This is a genomic window from Streptomyces sp. NPDC056373 (assembly GCF_042262425.1).
In the GTDB taxonomy this organism is placed as follows: domain Bacteria; phylum Actinomycetota; class Actinomycetes; order Streptomycetales; family Streptomycetaceae; genus Streptomyces.
Genome location: NZ_JBHJPX010000003.1, coordinates 205,212 through 229,339 on the forward strand (window position 1 = coordinate 205,212; position 24,128 = coordinate 229,339).

Here is a 24,128-nt window from a genome sequence, read left to right on the forward strand (position 1 = left end):
ACCTGGACGCCTTCTTCAGGCCCCCGACCAGTTGTGACGTTCTGTGAGTGCTTCGGGGGTGTCGGCTTCCGTGATTTTTCGGCGCCTTCACCCGACCGGTGCAGGCAAACAGGGCGCAGTACTACAAATCATCACAGGCTGGGTGCGGTGTCCCGCGAACCGTACCCGGAGGTACCCGTGCCGCGTCCGTTTCCGCGCGCCCGACTGCGCAGCACCGCGGCCGTGTTCACCACCATGTCGGCGCTCGCCGCCACTTCCCTCGGCGCCGGCCCCTCGGCCGCCGGGCCCGACTCGGCCGCGCCCTGCGCCCTGACCCGGACCGACGCACACCACTCGGAGGGCCTGGACACCTGGAACGCCGCCTATCCGCGCCCGGCCCGGTCCCTGGACGCGGTCATGGTCTTCCTGTCCTTCCCGGACTCCCACCCGCTGACCACCCCGCAGGAGCTGACCGCCGACCACTTCCCGGCCACGAGCCGCTTCTTCGAACGGGCTTCCTACGGTCGCTTCACCCTGCGCCCGCACGCGCTGCGGCACTGGATCCAGATGCCGAAGCCGTCCACCTCGTACGACATAAAGCGGGACTGGAGCCCCGCGCACCGGGCCGCCTACCTGCGCGACGCCCTCGCGGCGGCCGACCCCCGGGTCGACTTCTCGCGCTACGACCTCGTGTACTTCGTCGCCGACCCGGACGCACCCGGCGTGGACTCGGACGCGACCAAGGTGGTGAACCTGACGAGCCCGCTGCGCGCCGACGGCACCGACCTGCGCCGGATCGTCACGGTGTTCGAGCAGCATCCGCCCGACCGGCTCGTCCTCGCCCACGAGACCGGGCACGTGTTCGACCTGCCCGACCTGTACCACCGTCCCGCCGACGGCAAGGGCGACTGGGACACACACGTCGGTGACTGGGACCTGATGGGCAGCCAGTTCGGACTGGCGCCCGATCTCTTCGCCTGGCACAAGTGGAAGCTCGGCTGGCTGGACTCGCGGCAGGTGCGGTGCGTGCAGGACGCCGGGTCCGCCCGGCTGACCCTGGAGCCGCTGACGGCGGGGCCGGGGGCACCGGTGGCGGGGGCGGCGGGGGCGCAGGCGTTCGGGCTCGGGCGGGGCGCCAAGCTCGCGGTGGTGCGGACGGGTGTCGACAGCGTGCTCGCCTTCGAGGCGCGGGGGCCGGTGGGCAACGACGTGGCCGCGTGCCGGCAGGGGGTGCTGGTGTACCGGGTGCGGGGCGGGGCGCAGTCCGGGGGCGGGCCCATCCAGGTGATCGACGCCCATCCGCACACCGACGCGTGCTGGGAGAACTCCGTCTACCCGCCCCTCGCGGACGCCCCGATCGGCATCGGGGAGAGCTTCACGGTGCCGGGGGAAGGGGTGCGGGTGGAGGTGGAGGGGCGCACGGCTTCGGGGGCGTGGACGGTGAAGATCGCGGTGGGGCATTGAGGGCGTCGCGGGACGCGCAAGAGGCCCCTCGCTCTCGCGAGGGGCCTCTTACCGTCTGGTGCGCCGCCAGGGACTCGAACCCCGGACCCGCTGATTAAGAGTCAGCTGCTCTAACCAACTGAGCTAGCGGCGCCTGCTGACGTCGTAGACCTTAGCATCCTGGTCGGCGGGAGGAAAAATCGAAATCCGCACCGCCGAGCGGGCTGCTCGGACCGCCGCCCAGAGCAGTACTTCGGGGCCGGGGAGCCAGGGCTGACGGGTGTCGGGGGCGACGAGCCAGCGGGTGGCGGAGCGGGGTGCGCAGCGGGCGGGGGCGGTGGTTCCGGTGGGTGCCGGGCCGGCGGGGGCGGGGCTCCCCGAGGGGGCCGGAGCGGTGGGAGTGAAGCTCCCCGAGGGGGCCGGAGCGGTGGGAGTGAAGCCCCCTGAGGGGGTCGGAGCGGTGGGAGTGAAGCCCCCCGAGGCGGACGGGCCGGCGAGGAGGGTGCGCCCCGACGGGGCCGGAACGGTCACCGCGTCGCCCGTGCCGTGGCACAGCAGCGGCGGCACGGCGTTCGTACGGCGGGCCTCCCGGGCGCCCCGGTCCCGGTCGCGGGTGCCCCACTCCTCCCACTCCAGCAGGACGGGGAGTCGCTGCGCGGTCCCCGGGGCGGCGAACAGCAGCATCCGGCCCCGGAACTCCGCGACCGGCCCCGAGCCCGGGCCGTCGTCCCACAGCCGGTCGAGCATGCGCCGGCCGAACATCGCGGGCGCGCTGACCACGTCGAAGACCGAGCCGCAGGGCAGCACGACCGGAGCGTCCGGCCGCTCCTCCCAGAGGGCGAGCGTGCTTCGCGGATACGTTCCTGCCGAGGCGAGCCAGGCGGCCCCGTCCGGGGTGACATCGGAGGCGTTCCATGCGCTGCTCATGGAATCCATGTCTACCCGGCGTGAGCGTGCGGCTCCCCAGGGTTGTGGGAAATCGGGACAGGAGGGGGTGGGAGGGAGTATCTTGCCCGCCTGGCATATGCCAGGTGATCAGGAAGAGGGCTCTGCGAGGCGGGTCAGACGGTGCCGCCGGGCCCGCGGCCCTCGACGCCGCCCCGCATCAGATCCCGCCCGAACTCGACCATCTTCTTGGCGTAGTCCTCGGTCCACTCGGCCCGCTCGGCGATGTCGGCCGTCGTCAGCCGGTCGAACCTGCGCGGATCGGCCAGCTGCGCCGCCGCCATCGCCTGGAACTCCACGGCCCGGTCCGCCGCGGCCCGGAACGCCAGCGTCAGCTCCGTCGCCCGGGACAGCAGCGCCCGGGGGTCGTCGATCGACTCGAGGTCGAAGAAGTGCTCAGGGTCGGAGGCCGCCTCCGCGGGCTCGAAGAGCAGGGGCGCGGGGCGTAGCCGCGGTTCGTTCCGACGCGGCGTGGGCTCCGCCATGTCTTCTCCTCCTCGTACGTCGCGCTGACCCTCTCGGTGGAGTGGGCCACCGTCCATTGTCTCGCGGGCGCGCAAGTGGGCATCGCGGCAGTGTGTACGGCTGCCACACCACCCGGTGTTCGTCAGGGCTTCGCAGGCACGCCGCTTTCCGGCCAGACGCGCGAACAGGGTGTGCCCGCTCGCTCCGCCCGGCCGAGGGCGGGGTGGGCACGGGCGGGTCCGCAGGCGCGGTTCACGGCCGCCACGCCACCCGGTGCTCCGCCAGGTGCGCCAGCACCGCATGGTTCGCCTCCCACCCGTCAGGAAATTTCACCACCGTCCCCAGCTGGACCGGCTCCGTCGACGGATAGTCGTCCAGGAGGCCGGTCACGCCCGCCCGGCAGACCACGATGCAGGCGTGCCGGTGGCGGGAGGCCAGAACGCACAGGCGGCCCGTCTCCAGGTGGAAGGCGGTCGCGTCGGGGCGGCCGGAGAGGGGGTGGAGGACCACCGTGACGTCGTACTCGCGGCCCTGGAGCCGGTTGGCCGTGTCCACGACCACCTCGGGAACACCCAGGTCGGCCAGTGCCGAGCGGACGGCGGCCGCCTGGTCCCGGTGGGCCGTGCCGACGGCGATCCGGTCGGCGGTGAGGGGCGAGGGACCGGAGGAGCGCTCCGAGGTCGCCGCCCCCGCCCGGTCCAGCAGCCGCCGTACGACCGTGGCCACCGCCCGGACCGCCTCCGGGTCCGTGCGCGGCGTGTGCCGGGCGGGCAGCTCCAGCAGGCCCCAGCCCGACTCGGCCGCCTCGTCGATCACCCGGTCGGGACCCGAGCCGTCCGACGGCACACCGAAGGACAGGGTCCGGTCGCCGGGGCCGGTGCCGCTGCGGAACGGCGTGTACGGGTAGAACGCGTCCGAGACCAGGGGCGCCGCGGAGGCCGGGAGCCGCCAGGACACCGGCAGGCGGTGCTGGGGCAGGTCCGGGTTGTGGGCGAGCAGGGTCGTCACCGCCGAGGCCGACGGGTCGTACGCCAGGCCCGCCCACTGCTCGCTGCCCACGATCGCGAACGGGTCCAGCTGCCCGGGGTCACCCACGAACAACGCCCGCTCGAACAGCCCGGCCACGGCGAGCAGCGCGTCCGAGCGCATCTGGTACGCCTCGTCGACGATCGCGTGCCGCCACGGCTCGTCCACCGTGACGTGCGCCCACTTCGCCGCCGTCGACAGCACCACCGCCTGCCCGGCGAGGTCGGCCGCCTTGGCCGAGGTGCGTACGTTCGGCAGGTCGTCGAGCGCCTTGTCGTACGGGTCGGAGTCGCTGCTGTGCAGCCGTCCCACCGGCAGGTCGGGGTTCTTCTCGGCGAGCCGCAGGACGAGGTCGTCGACCTGGGCGTTGGTCTGCGCGACCACCATCAGGGAGTGGCCCGCCTCCGCCAGCTCCAGGGCCGCGCGGACCACCAGCGTGGACTTGCCGGCGCCCGGCGGGGAGTCCACGACGACACCGCGCGCGGTGCCGTGCAGCGTGTCGTGCAGGATCGCGTCGGTGGCCTGCGCCGCGGCGGCCGAGGGGTCGAACACCGTGGTCACAGCACATCCTCCTCGGTCACCGGATCCGCGGCCTCCAGGGCCGGCTCACCCGGCGGCCCGCCGTGCGTCCACGGCGTCTCCTCCGGGTCGGGCAGCTTCGCACCGCCCCGCTGCTCGTGCTCGAAGAGCGTGAAGCAGACCCGGTCGCCCTTCTCCGGCACCGACCCCGGCTCGGGCTCCTTGCCGCGGCCCATCTTGTCGAGGACCCGCACAACGACGTACACGCCGTCCTCCTCGGCCGCGACGAACTCCGCCGACTGCGGCTTCCCGCCGAGCGACCGGTACACCTTCGTGCGCTCGCCGAGGTACGGCCGGTCGTCCGTGCGTACCGTGACCAGGGGGCGGGGGCTCGGCCGCTTGCCCTCGCTGTACGCCATCACGACATCGGTGACCTCACCGGCGAACGCCTCCCCGGACAGCCGCCGGCCCGCCATCACCAGCGGGTCGTCGAGAGCCTCCTGCGCCTCCAGCCGGGCCTGTTCACGCTCGCGCGTGGCGAGCTTGTTCGCCGCGGTGACCGCGTCGTCGCGGCGCGGCTGAGGGGGCTCACCGGCCAGAACACGGTCGCGGTGGCCGGTGAACGACCAGCGGTCCCGGGTCCACCGCTCCTCGACCCGCGCTCCTTCGGGCAGCTCCCGCAGCAGGTCGAGGCCCCGCCAGACCGCGTCCCAGGTGGGCCGGGTGCGGCTGAGCACCAGATCGCGGATCGCCCGCTCGGCAGCGGTCAGCGCCCCGAGCCGGTCGTCGGCCTCCAGACCGTCCTCGGCCGCGGCCAGGGCGGTGCGGGCCCGGTCGTAGCGCTCGATGGCCGGGGCGAGCAGCTTGTTGTCGAACGCCGGGTCGGTGGCCGGACCGGCCGGCGGACAGGTCAGCTGCCCCTGCGCGTCCCGCTCCAGCTCGGCCCGCAGCGCGGCCTCGGCACCGGTGACGCCCTCCGGCGGGTCGATCCAGGCGAGCAGCGCCCCCAGATGCTGGTCCTCCAGGGTGGACTGCCCCGTCACCCAGTGCCGGCCCAGGACGTCGGTCATCGCCAGCAGCAGCGAGGAGCCGGGCACCCGGGCCCGCTCCCCGAAGTGCGTCAGCCACCGCCCGAGCAGGGGCACCCGCGGCGGCGCCGGATAGGGAGCCTCCGGGTCCTGCTCCGCGGTCCTCCGGAACCGCGTCGAGCGCCCGAGCAGCCGCACCAGGTCGATGCCCGCCCGGCTCGGCACGATCAGCTGCGGCGCGTCCGCGCACAGATCGACCTCGACCTTGACGCGCTTGCCGGTCTCCGGGTCGGTCTCGATGCGCTCGGCGGCCTCCACGGCCTCGGCACAGGAGTCGACGTACGGCAGTACGACGTCGGCCAGTTCGGCCAGGAACGCGAACCTCAGGTCGCGGTCCCGGGGCTGCGGGACGGCCAGCAGGCGCGGCGTGTCCCGGTCGGTGCCGACCAGCGCGCCGAGCGGGGCACCGGCCTCACCGGCGGTGGTCAGCGGCACGAACACCAGCGGGCGGTCGCCCAGATGCCGGTGCCGGACGGTGGCGGCGGGCTGGGCACGGCCCGTGCTGACGGCCTCGAGGCGGGCGAGGGTGGAGATCAGCGACACGCCGCCTCCAGCGCCTCGGCACGCAGGGCGGCCGCGCGCCGCAGGGCCGCCACGGCCGGGTCGTCGGGATCGCCCGCCTCACCGCGCGCGGCCGCGAGGACGTCCTCGACGGTGGTGAGGCCGCCCAGCTCCGCCCGTACCGGCCGGCCGAGCGAGGTCACCGCGCCCTCCTGGCGGGAGCGGGTCCGGCAGTGGAAGGCCAGCTCGCACGCGGACAGGCATTCGGGCGCATAGGTCGCCGGGACCGACTCCACGGCCGCCGTCAGCTCCTCGGCGGGCAGCTCGGGCGAGAAGCAGGTGCCCTCGGGCAGCGCGTCGGCGATGTCCTCGATGCGGGTCAGCCGCGCCAGCTGGCGGGCCGTCACCGCCCGCTGCTTGCGGATGTCGACGGCGGACGCGGCCGGCAGATTGGAGAAGTCCCGGGGGCAGACCAGCAGGACCCGGTGCCGCACCCGCGGGGTGGACACGGCAGTCCCCTCCGCCCCGTCGGTCCCGGCGTCGCCCTCCGGCTCCGCGCCCGGCTGTGCGGCATCTCCCTCCGGCTCCGTGCCGAGCCGCGTGGCGTCCTGTTCCGGCTGCGCGCCGAGCCGTGCGGCGAGCTCCTCCAGTGCCAGTACGTACACCGCCGCCTGGCGGGCCGCCGCGCCGACCTTCGCCGGGTCCGCCGAACCGTCCAGCAGCGGGAAGGACTTGATCTCCACGACCGTCCAGCTGCCGTCCGGGTGCACCACCACCGCGTCCGGCTCCAGGAACGCCGGGGAGCCCGCCACCTCCAGCGCGAGCATCGGGTGGTCGAGCAGCGTCCAGGCGCCTGGGTGCGCGGTGGCCTCCCGAAGCTCCAGCTCCGTACGGGCCGTGCGCCCCCGGGGGCCGCTCGCCGTGAGGTCGGGCACGCGCGCGTCGACGGGCGGCTCGGCGGACCGGTCGAGCTTCTCGTGCACCAGGCGCAGCAGCTCCGCGCCGCCGTCCGCCTTGACCTTCGCCTCGAAGGCGTTGCCTCTGGTGAGCGCGAACTGCGACTGCCCGAAGGCCGACGGCGAGCCCAGCGCGCTCGCCAGCGCCGCCTTGTTCACCCCGGCGCCGTCGAGGATCGCGCGCCGCGCACAACCGGGGTTGGCGGCCAGCGCCGCCAGGGCGCGCGCGTCCAGTGCCTTCGCTTGTACGTCGGGGCCGCGCAGCTCAGCGAGCCGGTGCCGGAGCGCCGTCCCCCGCGTCCTTGGGGGAGGCACCCGGCTCGGCTCCCGCTCCGAGCCGCGACTCACGCTGCCGTGGAATTCGCTCACCCGCGGAAGTCTGGCATCCGGCACTGACAATCGAGGAACCCGCGGCGGAAGAGACGGCGGGGGCGCCCGCGACGGACGCGGCGCCGGAACGGGCGGGAGTGGCCGCCGCGGCCGGTGCCACCGGCCGCACGAACCGCGCCTTGGCCCGGTCCGCCGTGCGCGTCACCAGGGGTGCCAGCAGCAGTCCGGCGCCCATGACGGCCACGCCCGCGACCGCGTCGAGGAAGTAGTGGTTGGCGGTGCCCATGACCACGATCGTCGTGATCAGGGGGTAGGCGACAGCGGCCACCTTCGTCGCGCGCGTGCCGCCGTGGCGCCACAGCATCACTCCGCACCACAGGGCCCAGCCCACGTGCAGACTCGGCATCGCCGCGTACTGGTTGGTCATGTTCCCCATGCCGCGCGGTGCGCTCGCCGCCCCTCCCCACCAGCCGTAGGAGCTGTACTGGGCCATCGTGTCGACGAAGCCGTGGCTCGCGTCGAGGAGCCGGGGCGGGCAGGTCGGCAGCAGCGTGAAGCCGATCAGACCTATGAGGGTGGACGTCATCAGCCAGGTGCGTGCGGCGCGGTAGCGCACGGCCCTGGAGCGGAAGAGCCACACCAGGACGGCCGGTGTGACCAGGTAGTGCAGCGACGCGTACCAGAAGTCGGCGGGTATCCCTATCCAGGACTCGCGCGTGAAGAGACGGTTGAGCGGGTGCTCGAAGTTGAGGTACAGCGCCTTCTCGAAGCGCAGGATCGTCAGACCGTTGTCGACGGCCCCGGAGACGTCACCGCGGGCGAGGAGCCGGCCGGCCGAGTAGCACGCGTACACCAGAAGGATCAGCGGCAGCTCGGTCCACCAGCGCAGCCTGGGCGCGGGGGCCGCCTCGGTGCCCGGTGTCTCGGTGTGCGGCATCCGATCGTCCTCCCCCTTCGTCATTACGCGTAACCCGTTCGGCCGTGCCACTGTACGGCGTGGGCGCACACCCGGGGGTGCGCCTCCGGCCTTCGAAGACGCAGAGATCGCCCCCCGGGTTGCCCCCGGTGGACGTGAGCCATGATGGAGGAGTTCCCCTTGCGTTGTTCTTCCGGAAAGGTGCCCCATGGCCGCGCGCATCCTGCTGGCCCGCCACGGACAGACCGAGTGGTCCCTGTCCGGCAAGCACACGGGCCGGACCGACGTGCCGCTTCTGGAGGAGGGCCGGCGCGGTGCCAAGCTGCTCGGCGAGCGGCTGCACCGGGCGCCGTACGAGGGCCTGGCCGGTGTCGAGGTGCGCACCAGTCCGCTGGCACGCGCGCGTGAGACCTGTGAACTGGCCGGCTTCGGCGATCGCGCGCGTACCTGGGACGCGTTGCTGGAGTGGGACTACGGGGCGTACGAGGGCATGACCCCCGCGGACATCCAGGCCGTCCGGCCCGGATGGCTGATCTGGCGCGACGGGGTGCCGGACGGGGAGACACTGACCGAGATCACGGCCCGGGCCGACGAGGTGGTCTCCTGGGCCCGCTCCGAGGACCGCGACGTCCTGGTCTTCGCCCACGGGCACGTCCTGCGCTCCATCGGGGCCCGGTGGCTCGGTCTCCCGATCGACTTCGCCGCCCGGATACGGCTGAACCCGACGTCGCTGTCGGTGCTGGGCTGGGCCTACGGAGAACCGGCGATCGAGAGCTGGAACGACGTGGGCCACCTCGCGTAGCTCTCAGGGCGCGCTCACGGCCGACGGCTCGCGAGACATGCGCAGCCGCCGGCTCTCATGGCATGCGTGGGGCGGGTCTTCCAGGCCCCGCGCGACTGGCCCCCAGGTCTCTCGCGCCCCACTCCCGGGCCTTGGGCGGCCGGTTCCCGGGCCTTGGGCGACTGGTCCCCGGGCCGTGCGCGACTGGTCCCAAGCTCTCGCGCGCCCGACTCCCTGGCCTTGGGCGCCCGACTCCCTGGCCTTGGGCGCCCGACTCCCGGGCCTTGGGCGCCCGACTCCCGGGCCTTGGGCGCCCGACTCCCGGGCCTTGGGCGGCCGGTTCCCGGGCCTTGGGCGACTGGTCCCCAGGTCTCGCGCGCCCGACTCCCTGGCCTTGGGCGCCCGACTCCCGGGCCTTGCGCGGCCGGTTCCCGGGCCGCGCGTGACTGGTCCCAAGGTCTCGCGCGCCCGACTCCCTGGCCTTGGGCGCCCGACTCCCTGGCCTTGGGCGCCCGGCTCCCCGGCCTTGGGCGGCCGACTCCCGGGCCGTGCGCGACTGGGCCCAGGGCTGCGTGCGACTCGCTCCCCGGCCGTGCGCCGTCGGTGCTCAGGCCATGCGCGGTGCCGAGGCGTGTCTGTCCAGGAACGCCGTCACCCCGGTGGCGCGGCGATGCGGCCGAAGGACGCGGGCCGTCGCCGCCAGCATGGTCTGCACGCGGGACGACTGGACCTCCTCCAGCAGATCCAGCACCCGCATCCCCGCCACCGCCGCCTCGTCCGGCCTGCCGCCGCGCGCGAGGTCGTCGGCCAGCTCCGCCGTGTACAGGGCGATGTTCCTGGTGAAGTGGGGATCCTGCAGCTCGGCCGCCCGGCGCGCGTGCCGGGCCGCCCGGGGCCAGTCACCCAGCGTGGACCAGCACTGCGCCTCCAGGCCCTCCAGTTCGGCCTCCCCGTAGAAGCTCATCCACTCGGGGTCGGCGTCCGAGGGGCCCCGTTCGAAGAAGGCCTGCGCCCGGGCCAGCGCCTGCTCGCAGCCGACGCGGTCGGCGAGTCCGGCCCAGCCGCCCGCCTCGCGCAGCGCGAGCAGCGACATCAGCCGGGCCGAGCCCACGGGCCGGGCGACGCGCTGTGCGGCCTGGGCCGCCCGGACCGCCTCGCGCGGCCGGCCCGCGTCGCGCGCGAGGAACGCCGTGTTGCAGAACGCGTGCGCCTCCAGTCCGGGATCCCCGGTCATCCGGGCGGTCGCGAGGGCTTCCGCGTAGTGCGAGCGGGCGTCGTCGAAGCGCCCCGAGTCGTGGGCCAGCCAGCCCACGGAGATGGCCAGTTCACCGGCGCCCGAGTACAGCCGGTCCGCCGTGGTCTGCCGGGTCGCGCCGGCGTCCAGCAGGGCGTACGCGGCACGCAGCGGGGCGGCGGCGCGCCGGTAGAGGCCGTCGGCCCCGTGCCGGTCGTCGAGCAGCCGGATCCGGCGGACGGCTTCTTCCAGGGCGCCCGCGTCGCTCGCCCCGGCGCGGTGCACGGAACTGTGCGCGGGTCGCCGTGCGGCCGCGGCGTCGCGGGCGAGGCCGACAGGCCCCAGTGAGGCGGCGGCCACCGTGGCGCCTCCGCCGGTCATGAACGCGCGACGTAGCACGTCGCTCTCCTCGTAGGTGTCGTGCGGGTGGTACGGGTCGTACGGGTTCCGCGTTTCATACGGTTCGCACGCCCTGCTGGTCTCACTCGTGGCGTTCGCCCGGTTCGTGGTGCGCGGCGGGGGCGCGTCCTCGGTGTCGAGCGCCCGGCGCCCGCGTACCGACGAGCGGGGCGCGAACCCCAGGTCGGTGAGTGTGCGGCCTGGGAACATGTGCAGGAACACCCGTTCGTACGCGTAGTTGGGGCAGCGGATCTCGCCCGCCTCGACCCGGCCGATGTACCGCGCGTCACAGCTGACCTGCTCACCGATCTCGAGCCCGGCCCGGCGGATCGCCGCGGCGAACTCGGCCGGCGAGCGCTGTCCGCGCAGCCGCCGGAAGGCGAGATTCGGCCGTGGCGGCCGGTCGGGTCGAGACGAGGTCACCGTTGACGACGCCATGGCCGGGTCCTCCCGTGCGAACCGTCGAACCATGCCGGATGCGGGGCGACTTGTGGCGAGTCGTCCGCGAGGTCGGCCCCGTGTCCGGCGAGCAAGAACGTACCTGCTGTGATGGAGTCGCCACGCTGTGTTTGGCTACAAACCGGATATCTCATACGTGATCTGCCATGAAGTGCCATCCTTTGCGGCTGACTTCCGCCGTAGCCGTTGACGTCCCGCCGCGTTGAACCTCGCGGACCGGGAGGCCCCTGACTCCCGACCGCTCGTCCAAGCAGGGGTTTTCGTGGTGGAGGCCGGATGGAGACCAGCCGGATCAGCGATCCTCGTACGCCGCCGGGTGCACCGACGGCCGGCTGCGATGTGGTGACGGTGCCGGCCCGGCAGGGCCTGGAGGCGGTCGACATCCTGCGCCGGGGACCGGCGGACGCGGTGGGCCCCGTCCTGCACGACGGCGGCGGCGACACCCTGGGCTTCCTGGTGCCGCCGGGGACGGCCGCCGCGTGGGACGTGCCGGGGAGCACCTGCACCAGGACCGACGGACGCGGACCGGCCCTGGCGCCGGAGCCTCCCGTCGAGGGCTCGGACTGGCTGCTGCCGCCCGGTGAGGCGGACCTCGCGACCGACCCCGCGGTGCTGCGTGAAGCCCTGGGGGAGGCCGCCCGGATGATCAGGGCGGCGGACAGCTGCTGCTGAGGCCCCCTCGCCCCCGGGGGCGTACGCCCTGCTCGGCAGTCCCGCCGGGGCGTACTGCCCTTCACCGGGGCGTACTGCCCCTCAACAGCCCCGGATCGTGCTGCTCGCTCAGCAGCCCGCCGGACCGTACGCCGCGCATGCGGCTCACCCCGATAATGGCCCCATGGGAAAGTCCAAGGGCGGCCGGCGCAGACAGGCCGGTGCGGGGGCCGTCGTCGAGAGCGTCGACGGCGGGCTCGCCGAGCTCATCCCCGATCGCGAGCGGGCCCGGGGCTGGACGCTGGTGATCGACGGGGCTCCGCAGTCGCACGTCGACCTGGACGACCCGGCGTACCTGTCCTTCGAGTACCAGCGCCGCCTCGGCCATGTGATCGACCTCGTCGCCCCGTCCGGACGGCCCCTGCACGCCGTGCACCTCGGCGGTGGCGCCCTCACCCTCGCCCGGTACGTCGCCGCCACCCGGCCCCGTTCCACCCAGCAGGTCGTCGAACGCGACGGTCCCCTCGTCCAACTGGTCCGCCGCGAGCTGCCCCTGGATCCGAACGCGCGCATACGGGTGCGCTCCGCCGACGCGCGCGCGGGCCTCGCCAAGGTGCCGGACGGCTGGGCCGACCTCGTCATCACCGACGTGTTCAGCGGGGCCCGGACACCGGCCCACCTGACCTCGACCGAGTTCCTCGACGACGTGCGCAGGGCGCTCAGGCCCGGTGGTGTCTACGCCGCCAACCTCGCCGACGGACCGCCGCTCGCCCACCTGCGCGGCCAGATCGCCACCGCAGCCGCCCGCTTCGAGCAGCTCGCGCTGGTCGCGGAACCTGCGGTGCTGCGCGGCAAGCGTTTCGGCAACGCAGTCCTGGTCGCCTCCGACCACCCGTTGCCCGTCGCCGAGCTGACCCGCCTCGCCGCCTCCGACCCGCATCCCGCCCGGGTCGAACACGGCAGGACCCTCACCGACTTCACCGGCGGGGCCGCGCCCGTCACGGACCTCGTGGCGGTGGCGTCACCGGCACCGCCCCCGTCGGTGTTCGGATGACCGGCCGCGCATCGCGACGGCCGCGATGACCCGCCACGACACCCGCCGGGTACCGACGGCCGTCCGCGGCACTCAGTAGGTCCCGATCTCCACCCGTGGCGGCCCGTCGTGCCAGGTGCAGAACACCGACACCCGGTCCGCGCCGGAGGAGAACTCCACCCGGATCCACGACTCCGTCTTCCACACCTGCATCGACCAGCCCGGCCCGGGCGTCGCCGAGACCAGCGAGGCGGACGTCCTCCCGAGGTCGAAGACCGCCCGGCCGCCGTCGGTGTCGTAGCTCCTGACCCGGCCGGAGGCGGCCGGGGCGGCGGTGCCGGCCGCCGGCGTGGGGGAGGGGCTCGGGCTGCCGACCGCCTCAGGCCTGCTCGGCCTCCGCCGCTCGGGCACTGGCGTCCGCTCCGGCGGCGTGGCCGACGCTCTCGGCTCCCGCGTGGACGACGGATCGGCGGCCTTGACGGGCAGGGCGCGCGGCGGGTCGTAGGCCGTGCCCGCCATCACCGTGTGGACACCCCACCACGACAGCGTGACCGCCGCGCCCGTGGCGAGCAGCCAGGCCAGTACGTGTACGAGTCCTCTGTGCATCGCGGGCCATACTGCCTCACGCGCCCCGGGCGTGGCCCGCAAACGGCGTCCTGCACAAGCCCGTTGTCCCCAGCCGGGGAGTTGTCCACAGCCCCGCACCCGGCTGTTCGAGATGGCGTACGGTGCGGCGCATGGCAAGTGTGCTCGTGGTCGAGGACGACCAGTTCGTACGCTCGGCGCTGATCCGTCACCTGACCGACGCCTCGCACACCGTGCGCAGCGTCGGGACGGCGCTGGAAGCGCTGCGCGAGGTCGCCCATGTCCGCTTCGACGTGGTGATCCTCGACCTCGGACTGCCCGACCTCGACGGGTCCGAGGCGCTGAAGATGCTGCGCGGGATCACGGACGTGCCGGTGATCGTCGCCACCGCCAGGGACGACGAGACGGAGATCGTCCGGCTGCTGAACGCCGGGGCGGACGACTACCTGACCAAGCCCTTCTCGGTGGAGCATCTGTCGGCCCGCATGGCGGCCGTGCTGCGCCGCGCCCGCTCCGGCGCCGCGGAAGGGGAGCCGTCCCCGGCGATCCGGGTCGGCGGCCTGACCGTCGACCCGCTGCGCCGCCAGGCCGAGCTGGACGGCGCCCGACTCGACCTCACCCGCCGCGAGTTCGACCTGCTCGCCTTCCTGGCCCGCCGGCCCGGCGTCGTCGTCCCCCGCAGGGAACTGCTCGCCGAGGTGTGGCAGCAGTCCTACGGCGACGACCAGACCATCGACGTCCATCTGTCCTGGCTGCGCAGGAAGTTGGGCGAGACAGCGGCCAACCCCCGCTATCTGCACACCCTTCGGGGCGTGGGGGTGAAGCTCGAACCACCGGGCCCGGGGGCGCCGCGATGAGGTGGGCACTGGTCAAGGTGTCGCTGGCCGTGACCACCATGGTCGTGGTCGCCTTCGCGGTGCCGCTCGGACTCGTCATCCGCGAGATGGCCCGCGACCGCGCCTTCTCGGGCGCCGAGCGGGAGGCCGCCGCCGTCGCCCCGGCCCTGTCCATCACCACCGACCGCGACCAGCTCGAACGGGTCGTCGCCGCCGCCGGTTCCGACGCCGGTATCGCGGTGCACCTGCCTGCCGACGACGGCAAGGAGGGCCTCGCACTGGGGCGGCGGCGCGCCGCCGACGAGGACATCGCGGCCGTGCGCGAGCTGGGCCGCGCCTCCACCTCCGCCGTCCCCGGCGGCTCGACGCTGCTCCAGCCGGTCGCGCTCAGCACCGGCAGGATCGCGGTCGTCGAGGTCTACGTGCCGGAGTCCGACGTCACCAACGGCGTGGGCACGGCCTGGGCCGTGCTCGCCGCGGTCGGGGTGGCGCTGATCCTCGGCTCGGTCGCGGTCGCCGACCGGCTGGGCGTGCGCATGGTCCGGCCCGCGCGGCGCCTGGTCGAGGGGGCGCACGACCTGGGAGAGGGCCGGCTCGGCGCCCGCGTGCCCGAGGAGGGCCCGAGCGAGCTGCGGCTCGCGGCGGTAGCGTTCAACGCGATGGCCGACCAGGTCGTCCAGCTCCTGGCCAACGAGCGGGAGCTGGCGGCCGACCTGTCCCACCGGCTGCGCACGCCCCTGACCGTGCTGCGGCTCAACACCGCCTCGCTCGGCGAGGGACCGGCCGCCGACCAGACCCGGACCGCGGTGGAGCAGCTGGAGCGCGAGGTCGACACCATCATCCGCACGGCCCGGGAGGCCAAGCCGCAGACGGCCGCGGCCGGTCCGGGCGCGGGATGCGACGCGGCCGAGGTGGTCCGGGAGCGGATGGCGTTCTGGTCGGCGCTCGCGGAGGACGAGGGCCGCAGGTGGCGGGTGGCCGGGGCCGACCGGCCGGTGCGCATACCCGTGGCCCGCGCCGACCTGGCCGCCGCGCTCGACGCGCTGCTCGGGAACGTCTTCCGGCACACCGCGCAGGGCACCGCCTTCGCGGTCGACGTGCACAACGGCGAGGACGCGGTGATCGTGCTCGTCTCCGACGCGGGCCCGGGCATACCCGACCCCGAGAGGGCGCTGGCGCGGGGCCGCGGCTCGGGGAGCGACGGCTCGACCGGGCTCGGCCTGGACATCGTGCGCCGGCTCGCGGAGTCAACCGGCGGGGACGTACGGATCGGCTCCTCGGTGCTCGGCGGGGCCGAGGTGCGGATCTGGATCCAGCCGGCCGGCCGCGCCCCGGCCGGAGGCGGGCACCGGCAGATGCGGCGGCGCCGCGCCGGCAGGTTCGCTGCCGTGTACAACCGCTCCCGGTCCCGCTGACCACTCCCGACACCGCGCCTTCACGGGACGGTCACGTTTCGACAAATGAAGGCAACGGCTCTTGACGGGATACCGGACATACGGCTGTCATTGCGCCACCGTGTTCGGTCAAGTTGGTTTCTGGTCGATTGCGACTGGATTTCACGCCACACCCTCATGGCCGAACCCTGCCTTCAGGAGCAGTTCATGCACGACCTCTCTCCCTCCGGTCTCTCCTTCGCCGCTCCCAGCCGCCGCACCCTGCTGCGCGGAATGGGCGGCGCGGCCCTGCTCGGCGCCGGAATACCCCTGCTGAGCGCCTGCGGCGGCAGCGGCTCGGCCGCCGACCCGAAGACGGTCAGTCTCGGCTCCAACTCGTCCGACGCCGTGCCGAAGAAGGCGTTCGCCGAGATCTACGCCGCCTTCACCAAGAAGTCCGGCATCAAGGTCGACGTGAACACCAAGGACCACAACACGTTCCAGGAGCAGATCAACTCCTACCTCCAGGGCACCCCGGACGACGTGTTCACCTGGTTCGCCGGTTACCGCATGCAGTTCTTCGCGGCGAAGAAGCTCGCGTCCCCGATCGACGACGTGTGGCAGAAGATCGGCGGCAACTTCCCCGCGGCGATGCAGAAGCTCAGCAAGGGAGAGGACGGCAAGTACTACTTCGTGCCGCTGTACACGTACCCGTGGGCGGTCTTCTACCGCAAGAGCGTGTTCGCGCAGCACGGCTACAAGGTGCCCACCACCTGGGACGACTTCGTCGCCCTGTGCAAGCGGATGAAGAAGGACGGGCTGGTCCCGATCGCCTTCGGCGACAAGGACGCCTGGCCCGCCATGGGCACCTTCGACCAGATCAACTTCCGCACCAACGGCTACGACTTCCACGTCGACCTGATGGCCGGCAAGGCCTCCTGGACCGACCCGAAGGTGCGCAAGGTCTTCGACCACTGGACGGAGATCCTGCCCTACCACCAGGAGGGCGCGGTCGGCCGCACCTGGCAGGACGCGGCGCAGTCGCTGGTGGCCAAGAAGGCCGGCATGTACCTGCTGGGCACCTTCGTCGGTCAGCAGTTCACCAACAAGGCCGACCTGGACGACCTCGACTTCTTCGCCTTCCCGGAGATCGACCCGCAGTTCGGGCAGGACACCGTCGAGGCCCCCACCGACGGCTTCATGCTCTCCAAGGCCCCCAAGAACCACGACGCCGCCGTGAAGCTCCTGGAGTACCTGGGCACGCCCGAGGCCGAGCAGATCTACCTCAAGGCCGACTCCTCCGTGGTGGCCGCCTCCACCAAGGCCGACACCTCCAGCTACACCGCGCTGCAGAAGAAGAGCTTCGAGATGATCTCCGGCGCGAAGAGCCTCACCCAGTTCATGGACCGCGACTCCCGCCCGGACTTCACGTCCACGGTGATGCAGCCGGCGCTGCAGAACTTCATCCGCAACCCGAAGAACGTCGACAGCATCCTCTCGTCGATCGAACGCCAGAAGAAGACGATCTTCGCCTCCTCCTGACGCGACGCAACGGAGACTCGACGACTCGGATCAAGACATGACTGCCACCCCCGCGAAGGCTCCGGAGCCGGCCGCCCCGCCGGCTCCGGGGCCCGCCCCCACGTCCCCGCCCGCCAAGACGCCCCACGGCCACCGGCGTCTGCTCACCCGACGGGACCGCCTCACGCTCGGCCTGATGGCCGGCGTGCCGACGATCCTGCACGTCGCCCTGGTGTGGCTGACGGCTCTCGCCTCGATCGCGCTGGCCTTCACCACCTGGGACGGCATCGGCTTCGGCTCCATCAAGTGGGTCGGACTGCAGAACTTCAAGGAGCTGTTCACCAGCAACCCGCAGTTCTGGCCCGCCGTCGAGCACAACATCATCTGGTTCGTGGTGCTCATCCTGCTGCCCACGCCCTTCGGCCTGTTCCTGGCTGTGCAGCTGGACAAGAAGATCCGCTTCAGCCGCGTCTACCAGACCGCGTTCTTCCTGCCGGTCGTGATGTCGCTGGCCGTCATCGGCTTCGTCTGGCAGCTGATCTACAACCCCGACACCGGCCTGATCAACAGCATCATCGGCGCCAACAAGCCCGGCCACTACATCGACTGGATCGGTGACCCGGACCTGAACCTGTGGGCCGTGCTCGTCGCCGCCTCCTGGCGGCACGCCGGCTACATGATGATCCTCTACCTGGCCGGCCTGAAGAGCGTCGACCCCGCCCTGCGCGAGGCCTCCGCCCTGGACGGCGCCGGCGAGTGGCAGACGTTCAAGAACGTCATCTTCCCGACCCTGCGCCCGACCAACACCGTCGTCCTGGTCGTCACGATCATCGAGGCGCTGCGCGCCTTCGACCTGGTCTTCGTCTTCAACAAGGGCGCCCAGGGCACCGAACTGCTGTCGATCCTGGTGACCAACAACATCATCGGGGAGTCCAGCCGCATCGGATACGGCTCCGCGATCGCCGTCGTCCTGCTGGTGATCTCGCTCGCGGTGATCATCCCCTACCTGATCGCCACCTTCCGGAAGGAGCGGCGCGCATGAGTACCGTCAGCGCACCGGTCAAGCAGCGCACCCCGATCCGCCCCGCCCGGATCCTGCTGCACACCTTCCTCGTCGTCACCGCCCTGGCCTGGCTCGCGCCCCTGCTGTGGGCGCTGCTCGCGGCGATGCGCCCGTACGCGGAGACCAGCGCCAGGGGCTATGTCTCCTGGCCCGACAAGCTCACCCTCGACAACTTCACCAACGCCTTCGAGCAGTCGGACATGCTGCACTACTTCGGCAACACGCTGCTGATCGCGGTGCCGGCCGTGCTGCTGACGCTGCTGCTGTCGTCGATGGTCGCCTTCTACGTCAGCCGCTTCGACTTCCGGCTCAACCTGTTCCTGCTGCTGGTGTTCACCGCCGGCAACCTGCTGCCCCAGCAGGTCATCATCACCCCGCTGTACCGGCTGTACCTGCTGGTCGACCTGCCCGGCATCACCACGAGCGGCAAACTGTACGACTCCGCGCTCGGCCTGGTGCTGATCCACGTGGCGTTCCAGTCCGGCTTCTGCGCGTTCGTGCTGAGCAACTACATGCGCTCGCTGCCGCACGAGCTCACCGAGGCCGCCCTGGTCGACGGCGCCTCCGTGTGGCGGCTGTACTGGCAGATCGTGCTGCCGCTGTGCAAGCCCGCGATGGCCGCCCTCGCCACCCTGCTGTCCATCTGGATCTACAACGACTTCTTCTGGGCCATCGTCCTGATCTCCACCGGCGAGAACATGCCGATCACCTCGGCGCTGAACAACCTCTCCGGCCAGTACTTCACCGACCCCAACCTCGTCGCCGCCGGCGCCCTGCTCACCGCGATCCCGACCCTGATCGTGTACTTCGCGCTCCAGCGCCAGTTCGTCAGCGGACTGACCCTGGGCGCCAACAAGGGCTGACGCCCGAGCGCCAACAAGGGCTGACGCCCGGGCGCCGGGCGCGGCCTCGCCGAGACGCGGCCGGGGCGCGGCACTCCCCTAATCGTGCCGCGCCCCGCCCCCCGTCCCCCGTCGGTCAGACCGCCTCGGTCTCCGGCAGCGCGCCGGTCCGAGCCGCCCGGCCGTACCACCGGGCGCTCGTCTTCGGCGTGCGTTCCAGCGTCGCGTAGTCCACGTAGACCGCGCCGAAGCGCTTTCCGTAGCCGTACGCCCACTCGAAGTTGTCCATCAGGGACCACAGGTAGTAGCCCCGGACGTCCGCGCCGTCGGCGATCGCGCGGCGGACCGCCGAGAGATGGCCGTGCAGGTAGGCCACCCGCTCCGGATCGTGCACCCGGCCGTCGGAGTCGATCTTGTCGTCGTAGGCCGCGCCGTTCTCCGTGATGTACAGCGGCAGGCCCGGCGCCTCACGGGTGTAGCGCATGATCAGCTCGTGCAGGCCGCTCGGGTCGATCGTCCAGCCCATCTCCGTGCGGTCGCCCGGCGTCTGGTGGAACGCGACGTCGTCCGCGGCCGGCCACGGCGAGTGGTCGCTCGCCCCGTGCCCGTCGGCACGCGGGGCCTTCGCCGACACGTCCGCCGCCGAGACCAGCGCGGGCGTGTAGTAGTTGAGGCCCAGCGCGTCCAGCGGCTGGTTGATCAGCTCCAGGTCGCCGTCCAGGACATGGCCCCAGTCCGTCAGGCCCGCCGTCGCCACGTACAGCGACTCCGGGTAGGCGCCGTGCAGCATCGGCCCGTGGAACACGCCGTTGGCCAGGTCGTCGATCCTGCGAACCGCGTCCAGATCCGCCGGATCCTGCGAAAGCGGCCGCACCACCGAGGAGTTGAGGCTCACCGCGACCGTGTTGCGGGCCGGCATCACCGACCGCAGCGCGGACGCGCCCAGCCCGTGCGCCAGATTCAGATGGTGCGCGGCACGCAGCGAAGCCGCCGGGTCCGTACGGCCCGGGGCGTGCACACCGGAGGCGTAGCCCAGGAACGCGCTGCACCACGGCTCGTTGACCGTGATCCACTGCTCCACCCGGTCGCCCAGCGCCTCTCCGGCGATCTGCGCGTACTCCGCGAACCGGTACGCCGTGTCACGCTCCGGCCAGCCGCCCGCGTCCTCCAGCTCCTGCGGCAGGTCCCAGTGGTAGAGCGTGATGGCCGGCTTGATGTTCTTGGCCAGCAGCTCGTCCACCAGCCGCCGGTAGAAGTCCAGACCCTTCTGCACGGCAGGGCCCCGGCCGGTCGGCTGCACCCGCGACCACGACATGGAGAAGCGGTAGGCGCCCAGGCCCAGCTCCGCCATCAGCGCCACGTCGTCGCGGTAGCGGTGGTAGTGGTCGACAGCGATGTCACCGTGGTCGCCACCGACGGTCTTGCCCGGCGTGTGACTGAAGGTGTCCCAGATCGACGGCGTCCGGCCGTCCTCCCGCACCGCACCCTCGATCTGGTACGCGGACGTCGCCGCGCCCCACAGGAAGGCGGGCGGGAAGGTCACCGGAGTGGCCGGGTTCTCGGAGTCAGGCATGGAAGCGCTCCCAAAAGGGGTCGTGTGGACCGACGGGCGGATGGGGGGAAAGGGGTCGAGACGGCAATGGCTCGGCCCCGGGGCAAGCAGGACTCAGCCCTTGACGGCGCCCTGCATGATGCCGCCCACGATCTGCTTGCCGAAGATCGCGAAGACCAGCAGCAACGGCAGCGTGCCCAGCAGCGCGCCCGCCATGATCAGGGACTGGTCGGGGGTGTAGCCGCGGCCCAGGCCCGCGACCGCGACCTGCACGGTCGGGTTGCCCATCTGGGTCAGCACCAGGAAGGGCCACAGGAAGTCGTTCCAGGTCTGCACGAAGGTCAGCATCCCGAGCACGGCCATCGCCGGCCGCGCCGCCGGGAACACCACGTGCCACACCACACGCCAGCTGCTCGCGCCGTCCACCCGGGCCGCCTCGATGATCTCGTCCGGCAGCGCCTGGATCAGGTACTGCCGCATGAAGAACACCCCGAAGGCGCTCACCAGCGACGGCAGGATCACCGCCTGCAACTGGTCCGTCCAGTCGAGCTTGGCGACCATCATGTACAGCGGGATCACACTCAGCTGCGGCGGCACCATCATCGTGCCGATCACGATCAGCATCAGCGCGCCGCGGCCCCTGAACCGCAGCTTGGCGAAGGCGAAACCGGCGATCGTCGACAGGAAGACGATGGTCAGCGCCGAAGTGCCCGCCACGATCGTGGTGTTGAAGAACGCTTCACCCAGGTTGGCGTCCTTCCAGGCGATCTCCAGCTTGTCGAACAGGCCCGAACCGAACCAGAAGGGCGGCGGCGTCTGCGCCAGCCGCTGGTTGTCTCGCGAGGCGGCGATCGCCGTCCACACCAGCGGGAACAGCGACACGATGGTGAACACGATCAGGATCGCGTACGCGATCGGACCGCCGTGCAGCTGCCCGCCGGCCCGCGCCGACTTGGGCAGCCGGGGGCGCTTGGGTGTCTCGACGGGCTTGGTGTCCGGGGGCGTCACAGTCGTCGTCACGGCCACACTCCTTAACTACTGGCGCGCAGCCGGCGCGAGATGACGTAGTTGACGATGGCGATGACGATCAGGATCAGGAACATCGTCCAGGCGATCGCCGAGGCACGGCCCAGGTGCTGGGCCACCCAGCCCTGCTCGTACAGGTACAGACCGAGCGTCTGGAACTGGTGCTCCGCGCCACCGGACGTGCCCTTGTTGGCGTCGAACAGCAGCGGCTCGCCGAAGACCTGGCTCGCCCCGATCGTCGAGACGACACAGGTGAACAGGATCGTCGGGCGCAGGGCGGGCAGCGTCACATGGATGAACTGCTGCCAGCGGTTGGCCCCGTCCAGGGCCGCCGACTCGTACAGGTCGTGCGGGATGGCCTGCATCGCGGCGAGGTAGATCAGCGCGTTGTAGCCGGTCCAGCGCCAGATGATGATCGACGAGACGGCGATCTGCGAGGGCCACTTGTCGTTCTGCCAGTCGACCGGGTTGATGCCGACCGCGTCCAGCGCCCAGTTGATCATGCCGTAGTCGCGGCCGAAGAGCAGCACGAACACCAGCGAGGCGGCGGCGATCGACGTCGCGTACGGCGCGAGCATCGCGACCCGGAAGAACGTCGAGGCGCGCAGCTTGTAGTTGAGGATGTGGGCGATGCCCATCGCCATCAGCAGCTGCGGAACGGTGGAGATGATGCCGATGGTCAGCGTGTTCTTCGCCGCGTTCCAGAAGAAGTCGTCGTCGAAGATCCGGGTGTAGTTGCGCAGCCCGACCCAGTTCATGTCGGTCGGCGCGGTCAGCTCCACCTGGTGCAGCGAGGCCCAGCCCGTGTAGAGCAGCGGGAACAGGCCGAACGCGACGAACAGCAGGAAGAACGGGGAGACGAAGGCGTACGGGCTCCAGCGGATGTCCCGCTGCCAGCGCCGGGACAGCCGGTCCCGGCGCCGCCGCTCCTTCTCCACGGCGGCGTCCTCGGGCGGGCGGCCCGGGGCCGCGCCCCCCTCCACGGGGGGCGCGGCTGTGTCGTTGCGGGTGGCCATACGGGTCACTGGTCCAGCTTGTTGTCGATGGTCTTGATCGCGGACTCCCAGGCGTCCTTGGCGGACTTGCCCTTCGTCACCAGGATCACGCCGTTGTCCGACAGGCCCTGCATGATGATCTGGTCCTTCGGGCCGATCACCTGGACCGGGGCGGCCTTGGCGGCCTCCGCGAAGATCGGGCCGATCTTCTGGTCACCGGTCATCTCGTTCGTCGCGCCGGTCACTTCGGGCATGGTGTAGGCGGACGGGGCGCTCGGGAAGCTGGCCTGCACCTTGAACAGCTTCGCCTGCTGCTCCGGCGCGGTCAGCCAGGTCACGAACTTCTGGGCCTCCTTCACGTGCTTGCCGCTCTTCGGCACGGTGAGGAAGGTGCCGCCCCAGTTGCCGCCCTTGGGCGCGACGGCCACGGCCCACTTGCCGGCCGCGTCGGGCTTGGCGTTGCCCTTGATCGTGCCCAGCATCCACGGCGGGCAGGCGATGGCGGCGAACTTGTTGTTGGCGATCGTGGAGTTCCAGGACGGCTGGAACTGGGTCTGCGACTGGACGAGACCCTTCTTGGCGGCGTCCGCGGTCAGGTCGAAGGCGGCCTTGACGGCCGGGTTCGTCTTGTAGATGACCTCGCCGGAGGAGTTGTAGAACTTCTCCTTCTCGCTGCCGAGGATCGCGTTGATCAGGCCGCCGGGGGAGTCCATGAAGAAGGTGCCCTCGGGTGCCTTCGACTTGTAACGCTCGCCCACCTGGACGAGCTTGGCCCAGTCGCCGGACCAGAGCTTGCCGACCTCGGCCGGGTCGGTGGGCAGGCCGGCCTGCTTGAAGAGGTCCGTGCGGTAGCAGATCGCCATCGGGCCGACGTCGGTGCCGAGGCCGACCGTCTTGCCGTCCTTGGTGGTGGCCTGCTGCCACTTCCAGGGCAGCCACTTGCTCTTGTCCACACCCGGCGCCTTGGACATGTCCTCGAGCTTGTCGGCCTGGGTGGCCGTCACCTCGGCGATGTTGGCGACTTCCACGGCCTGGACGTCGAGCAGACCGCTGTTGGTGGTCAGGTGGTTCAGCAACGCCGGGTAGTAGTTCTCGTTGCGCTCGACGACGTTCTGCTCGATCTTGATCTTCGGGTTGAGCTTCTCGTACTCGGCGTAGAGACCGGCCTCCTTGAAGCCCATGGTGCCGAAGAGGCCCACCGAGATCGTGGTCTTGCCGCCGCTGTCGCCGTCCGACGAGGAACCGGAGCCGTCGTCCTTGCCGTCGTCGGCACAGCCGGCCAGCAGCCCGGCGCCCAGCGACGCGACGGCCGCGACGACCATCGCCTTGCGGGCGGTTCGGATGCGTGCTCGCATGTCGTCCTCCTGTTGCCCTGACGTGCCGACCCCCCGGCCAACTGCTGTGTCGGACCGTTTTACGCGCTTAAGGCTCGGGCGGGGAACGTGCGGGTTGTGTATGTGTCAGGTACCGTGGGAGCGCTCCCACCAGTGATGTGTTGAAGAGTCCCCGGTCGTGGCGGGGGTGTCAAGGGACCGGACAGGGAGAGATGCGTTCAGTTATATGGCTGTTAACTGGACCCGGGCCGGGCCCGGTTGGGTCCCGGGCCGGTT

21 protein-coding genes and 1 tRNA gene are annotated in these 24,128 nt (G+C 72.0%); 9 read left to right on the top strand and 13 right to left on the bottom strand.

The annotated features are described in order from the left end of the window. The first annotated feature begins 177 nt into the window (after window positions 1–177). Entirely contained in the window at window positions 178–1,443 is a 1,266-nt protein-coding gene (locus tag ACFCXS_RS07770) for a M6 family metalloprotease domain-containing protein (RefSeq protein ID WP_376642154.1), read from the top strand. Between the two features lie 56 nt (window positions 1,444–1,499). On the opposite strand, the gene ACFCXS_RS07775 is transcribed toward ACFCXS_RS07770, so the two are convergent. The 7 genes from ACFCXS_RS07775 to ACFCXS_RS07805 form a co-directional block, all read right to left on the bottom strand. Then, window positions 1,500–1,576 (bottom strand) — tRNA-Lys (locus ACFCXS_RS07775). After that, entirely contained in the window at window positions 1,567–2,349 is a 783-nt protein-coding gene (locus ACFCXS_RS07780) for a bifunctional DNA primase/polymerase (RefSeq protein WP_376642155.1), read from the bottom strand. The genes ACFCXS_RS07775 and ACFCXS_RS07780 overlap by 10 nt, the downstream gene beginning before the upstream one ends. A gap of 134 nt (window positions 2,350–2,483) precedes the next feature. Continuing rightward, on the bottom strand, window positions 2,484–2,852 hold the full coding sequence (locus ACFCXS_RS07785; RefSeq protein ID WP_104779765.1) for a hypothetical protein: 369 nt from the start codon (window positions 2,850–2,852) through the stop codon (window positions 2,484–2,486). A 232-nt stretch (window positions 2,853–3,084) separates the two neighbouring features. After that, window positions 3,085–4,419 (bottom strand): AAA domain-containing protein, encoded by a 1,335-nt coding sequence (locus tag ACFCXS_RS07790; protein WP_376642156.1) that lies wholly within the window; start codon window positions 4,417–4,419, stop codon window positions 3,085–3,087. Then, a complete protein-coding gene (locus ACFCXS_RS07795; protein WP_376642157.1) occupies window positions 4,416–6,008 on the bottom strand; it encodes a hypothetical protein in 1,593 nt (530 codons plus the stop codon). Before ACFCXS_RS07795 ends, ACFCXS_RS07790 begins: the two co-directional genes overlap by 4 nt. Next, the gene (locus tag ACFCXS_RS07800; RefSeq protein ID WP_376642158.1) at window positions 5,999–7,237 is read right to left on the bottom strand and encodes a hypothetical protein; all 1,239 of its coding nucleotides are present in this window, start codon (window positions 7,235–7,237) and stop codon (window positions 5,999–6,001) included. The genes ACFCXS_RS07795 and ACFCXS_RS07800 overlap by 10 nt, the downstream gene beginning before the upstream one ends. Beyond that, window positions 7,188–8,189 carry a phosphatase PAP2 family protein gene (locus tag ACFCXS_RS07805; RefSeq protein ID WP_376642159.1) on the bottom strand — a complete coding sequence of 334 codons (1,002 nt, stop codon included), beginning with the start codon at window positions 8,187–8,189 and terminating at the stop codon, window positions 7,188–7,190. Before ACFCXS_RS07805 ends, ACFCXS_RS07800 begins: the two co-directional genes overlap by 50 nt. Window positions 8,190–8,376: 187 nt before the next feature. Here ACFCXS_RS07805 and ACFCXS_RS07810 point away from each other — a divergent pair, with 187 nt between their 5' ends. Further along, window positions 8,377–8,970, top strand: coding sequence for a histidine phosphatase family protein (locus ACFCXS_RS07810; RefSeq protein WP_376642160.1), 594 nt, complete (start codon window positions 8,377–8,379; stop codon window positions 8,968–8,970). Window positions 8,971–9,556: 586 nt separating this feature from the next. Here ACFCXS_RS07810 and ACFCXS_RS07815 read toward each other — a convergent pair. Beyond that, window positions 9,557–11,020 (bottom strand): hypothetical protein, encoded by a 1,464-nt coding sequence (locus tag ACFCXS_RS07815; protein ID WP_376642161.1) that lies wholly within the window; start codon window positions 11,018–11,020, stop codon window positions 9,557–9,559. Between the two features lie 297 nt (window positions 11,021–11,317). On the opposite strand from ACFCXS_RS07815, the gene ACFCXS_RS07820 reads away from it, so the two are divergent. Together ACFCXS_RS07820 and ACFCXS_RS07825 are read left to right on the top strand one after the other, a co-directional pair. After that, on the top strand, window positions 11,318–11,713 hold the full coding sequence (locus ACFCXS_RS07820) for a hypothetical protein (RefSeq protein WP_376642162.1): 396 nt from the start codon (window positions 11,318–11,320) through the stop codon (window positions 11,711–11,713). Window positions 11,714–11,876: 163 nt separating this feature from the next. After that, a complete protein-coding gene (locus tag ACFCXS_RS07825; RefSeq protein WP_376642163.1) occupies window positions 11,877–12,746 on the top strand; it encodes a spermidine synthase in 870 nt (289 codons plus the stop codon). 72 nt (window positions 12,747–12,818) lie between these two features. On the opposite strand, the gene ACFCXS_RS07830 is transcribed toward ACFCXS_RS07825, so the two are convergent. Further along, window positions 12,819–13,331: a hypothetical protein gene (locus ACFCXS_RS07830; protein ID WP_376642164.1), complete on the bottom strand. Its 513-nt coding sequence runs from the start codon at window positions 13,329–13,331 to the stop codon at window positions 12,819–12,821. A 131-nt stretch (window positions 13,332–13,462) separates the two neighbouring features. Here ACFCXS_RS07830 and ACFCXS_RS07835 point away from each other — a divergent pair, with 131 nt between their 5' ends. The 5 genes from ACFCXS_RS07835 (at window position 13,463) to ACFCXS_RS07855 (ending at window position 18,966) form a co-directional block, all read left to right on the top strand. Further along, window positions 13,463–14,167: a response regulator transcription factor gene (locus ACFCXS_RS07835; protein ID WP_376642165.1), complete on the top strand. Its 705-nt coding sequence runs from the start codon at window positions 13,463–13,465 to the stop codon at window positions 14,165–14,167. Next, window positions 14,164–15,561, top strand: coding sequence for a sensor histidine kinase (locus ACFCXS_RS07840; protein WP_376642166.1), 1,398 nt, complete (start codon window positions 14,164–14,166; stop codon window positions 15,559–15,561). Before ACFCXS_RS07835 ends, ACFCXS_RS07840 begins: the two co-directional genes overlap by 4 nt. Before the next feature lie 186 nt (window positions 15,562–15,747). Continuing rightward, complete coding sequence (locus ACFCXS_RS07845) at window positions 15,748–17,061, top strand: ABC transporter substrate-binding protein (protein ID WP_376642167.1); 1,314 nt, start codon at window positions 15,748–15,750, stop codon at window positions 17,059–17,061. Between the two features lie 37 nt (window positions 17,062–17,098). Next, entirely contained in the window at window positions 17,099–18,082 is a 984-nt protein-coding gene (locus tag ACFCXS_RS07850) for a carbohydrate ABC transporter permease (RefSeq protein ID WP_376642168.1), read from the top strand. After that, window positions 18,079–18,966: a carbohydrate ABC transporter permease gene (locus ACFCXS_RS07855; protein ID WP_376642169.1), complete on the top strand. Its 888-nt coding sequence runs from the start codon at window positions 18,079–18,081 to the stop codon at window positions 18,964–18,966. The genes ACFCXS_RS07850 and ACFCXS_RS07855 overlap by 4 nt, the downstream gene beginning before the upstream one ends. 115 nt (window positions 18,967–19,081) lie before the next feature. Here ACFCXS_RS07855 and ACFCXS_RS07860 read toward each other — a convergent pair whose 3' ends face one another. The 4 genes from ACFCXS_RS07860 to ACFCXS_RS07875 form a co-directional block, all read right to left on the bottom strand. Then, window positions 19,082–20,518 (bottom strand): GH1 family beta-glucosidase, encoded by a 1,437-nt coding sequence (locus tag ACFCXS_RS07860; RefSeq protein WP_376642170.1) that lies wholly within the window; start codon window positions 20,516–20,518, stop codon window positions 19,082–19,084. Between the two features lie 93 nt (window positions 20,519–20,611). Continuing rightward, window positions 20,612–21,517: a carbohydrate ABC transporter permease gene (locus ACFCXS_RS07865; protein ID WP_376642171.1), complete on the bottom strand. Its 906-nt coding sequence runs from the start codon at window positions 21,515–21,517 to the stop codon at window positions 20,612–20,614. 11 nt (window positions 21,518–21,528) lie between these two features. Continuing rightward, entirely contained in the window at window positions 21,529–22,539 is a 1,011-nt protein-coding gene (locus ACFCXS_RS07870; protein ID WP_376642414.1) for a carbohydrate ABC transporter permease, read from the bottom strand. A gap of 5 nt (window positions 22,540–22,544) precedes the next feature. Beyond that, window positions 22,545–23,873 carry an ABC transporter substrate-binding protein gene (locus tag ACFCXS_RS07875; protein ID WP_376642172.1) on the bottom strand — a complete coding sequence of 443 codons (1,329 nt, stop codon included), beginning with the start codon at window positions 23,871–23,873 and terminating at the stop codon, window positions 22,545–22,547. Window positions 23,874–24,128 lie beyond the last annotated feature (255 nt).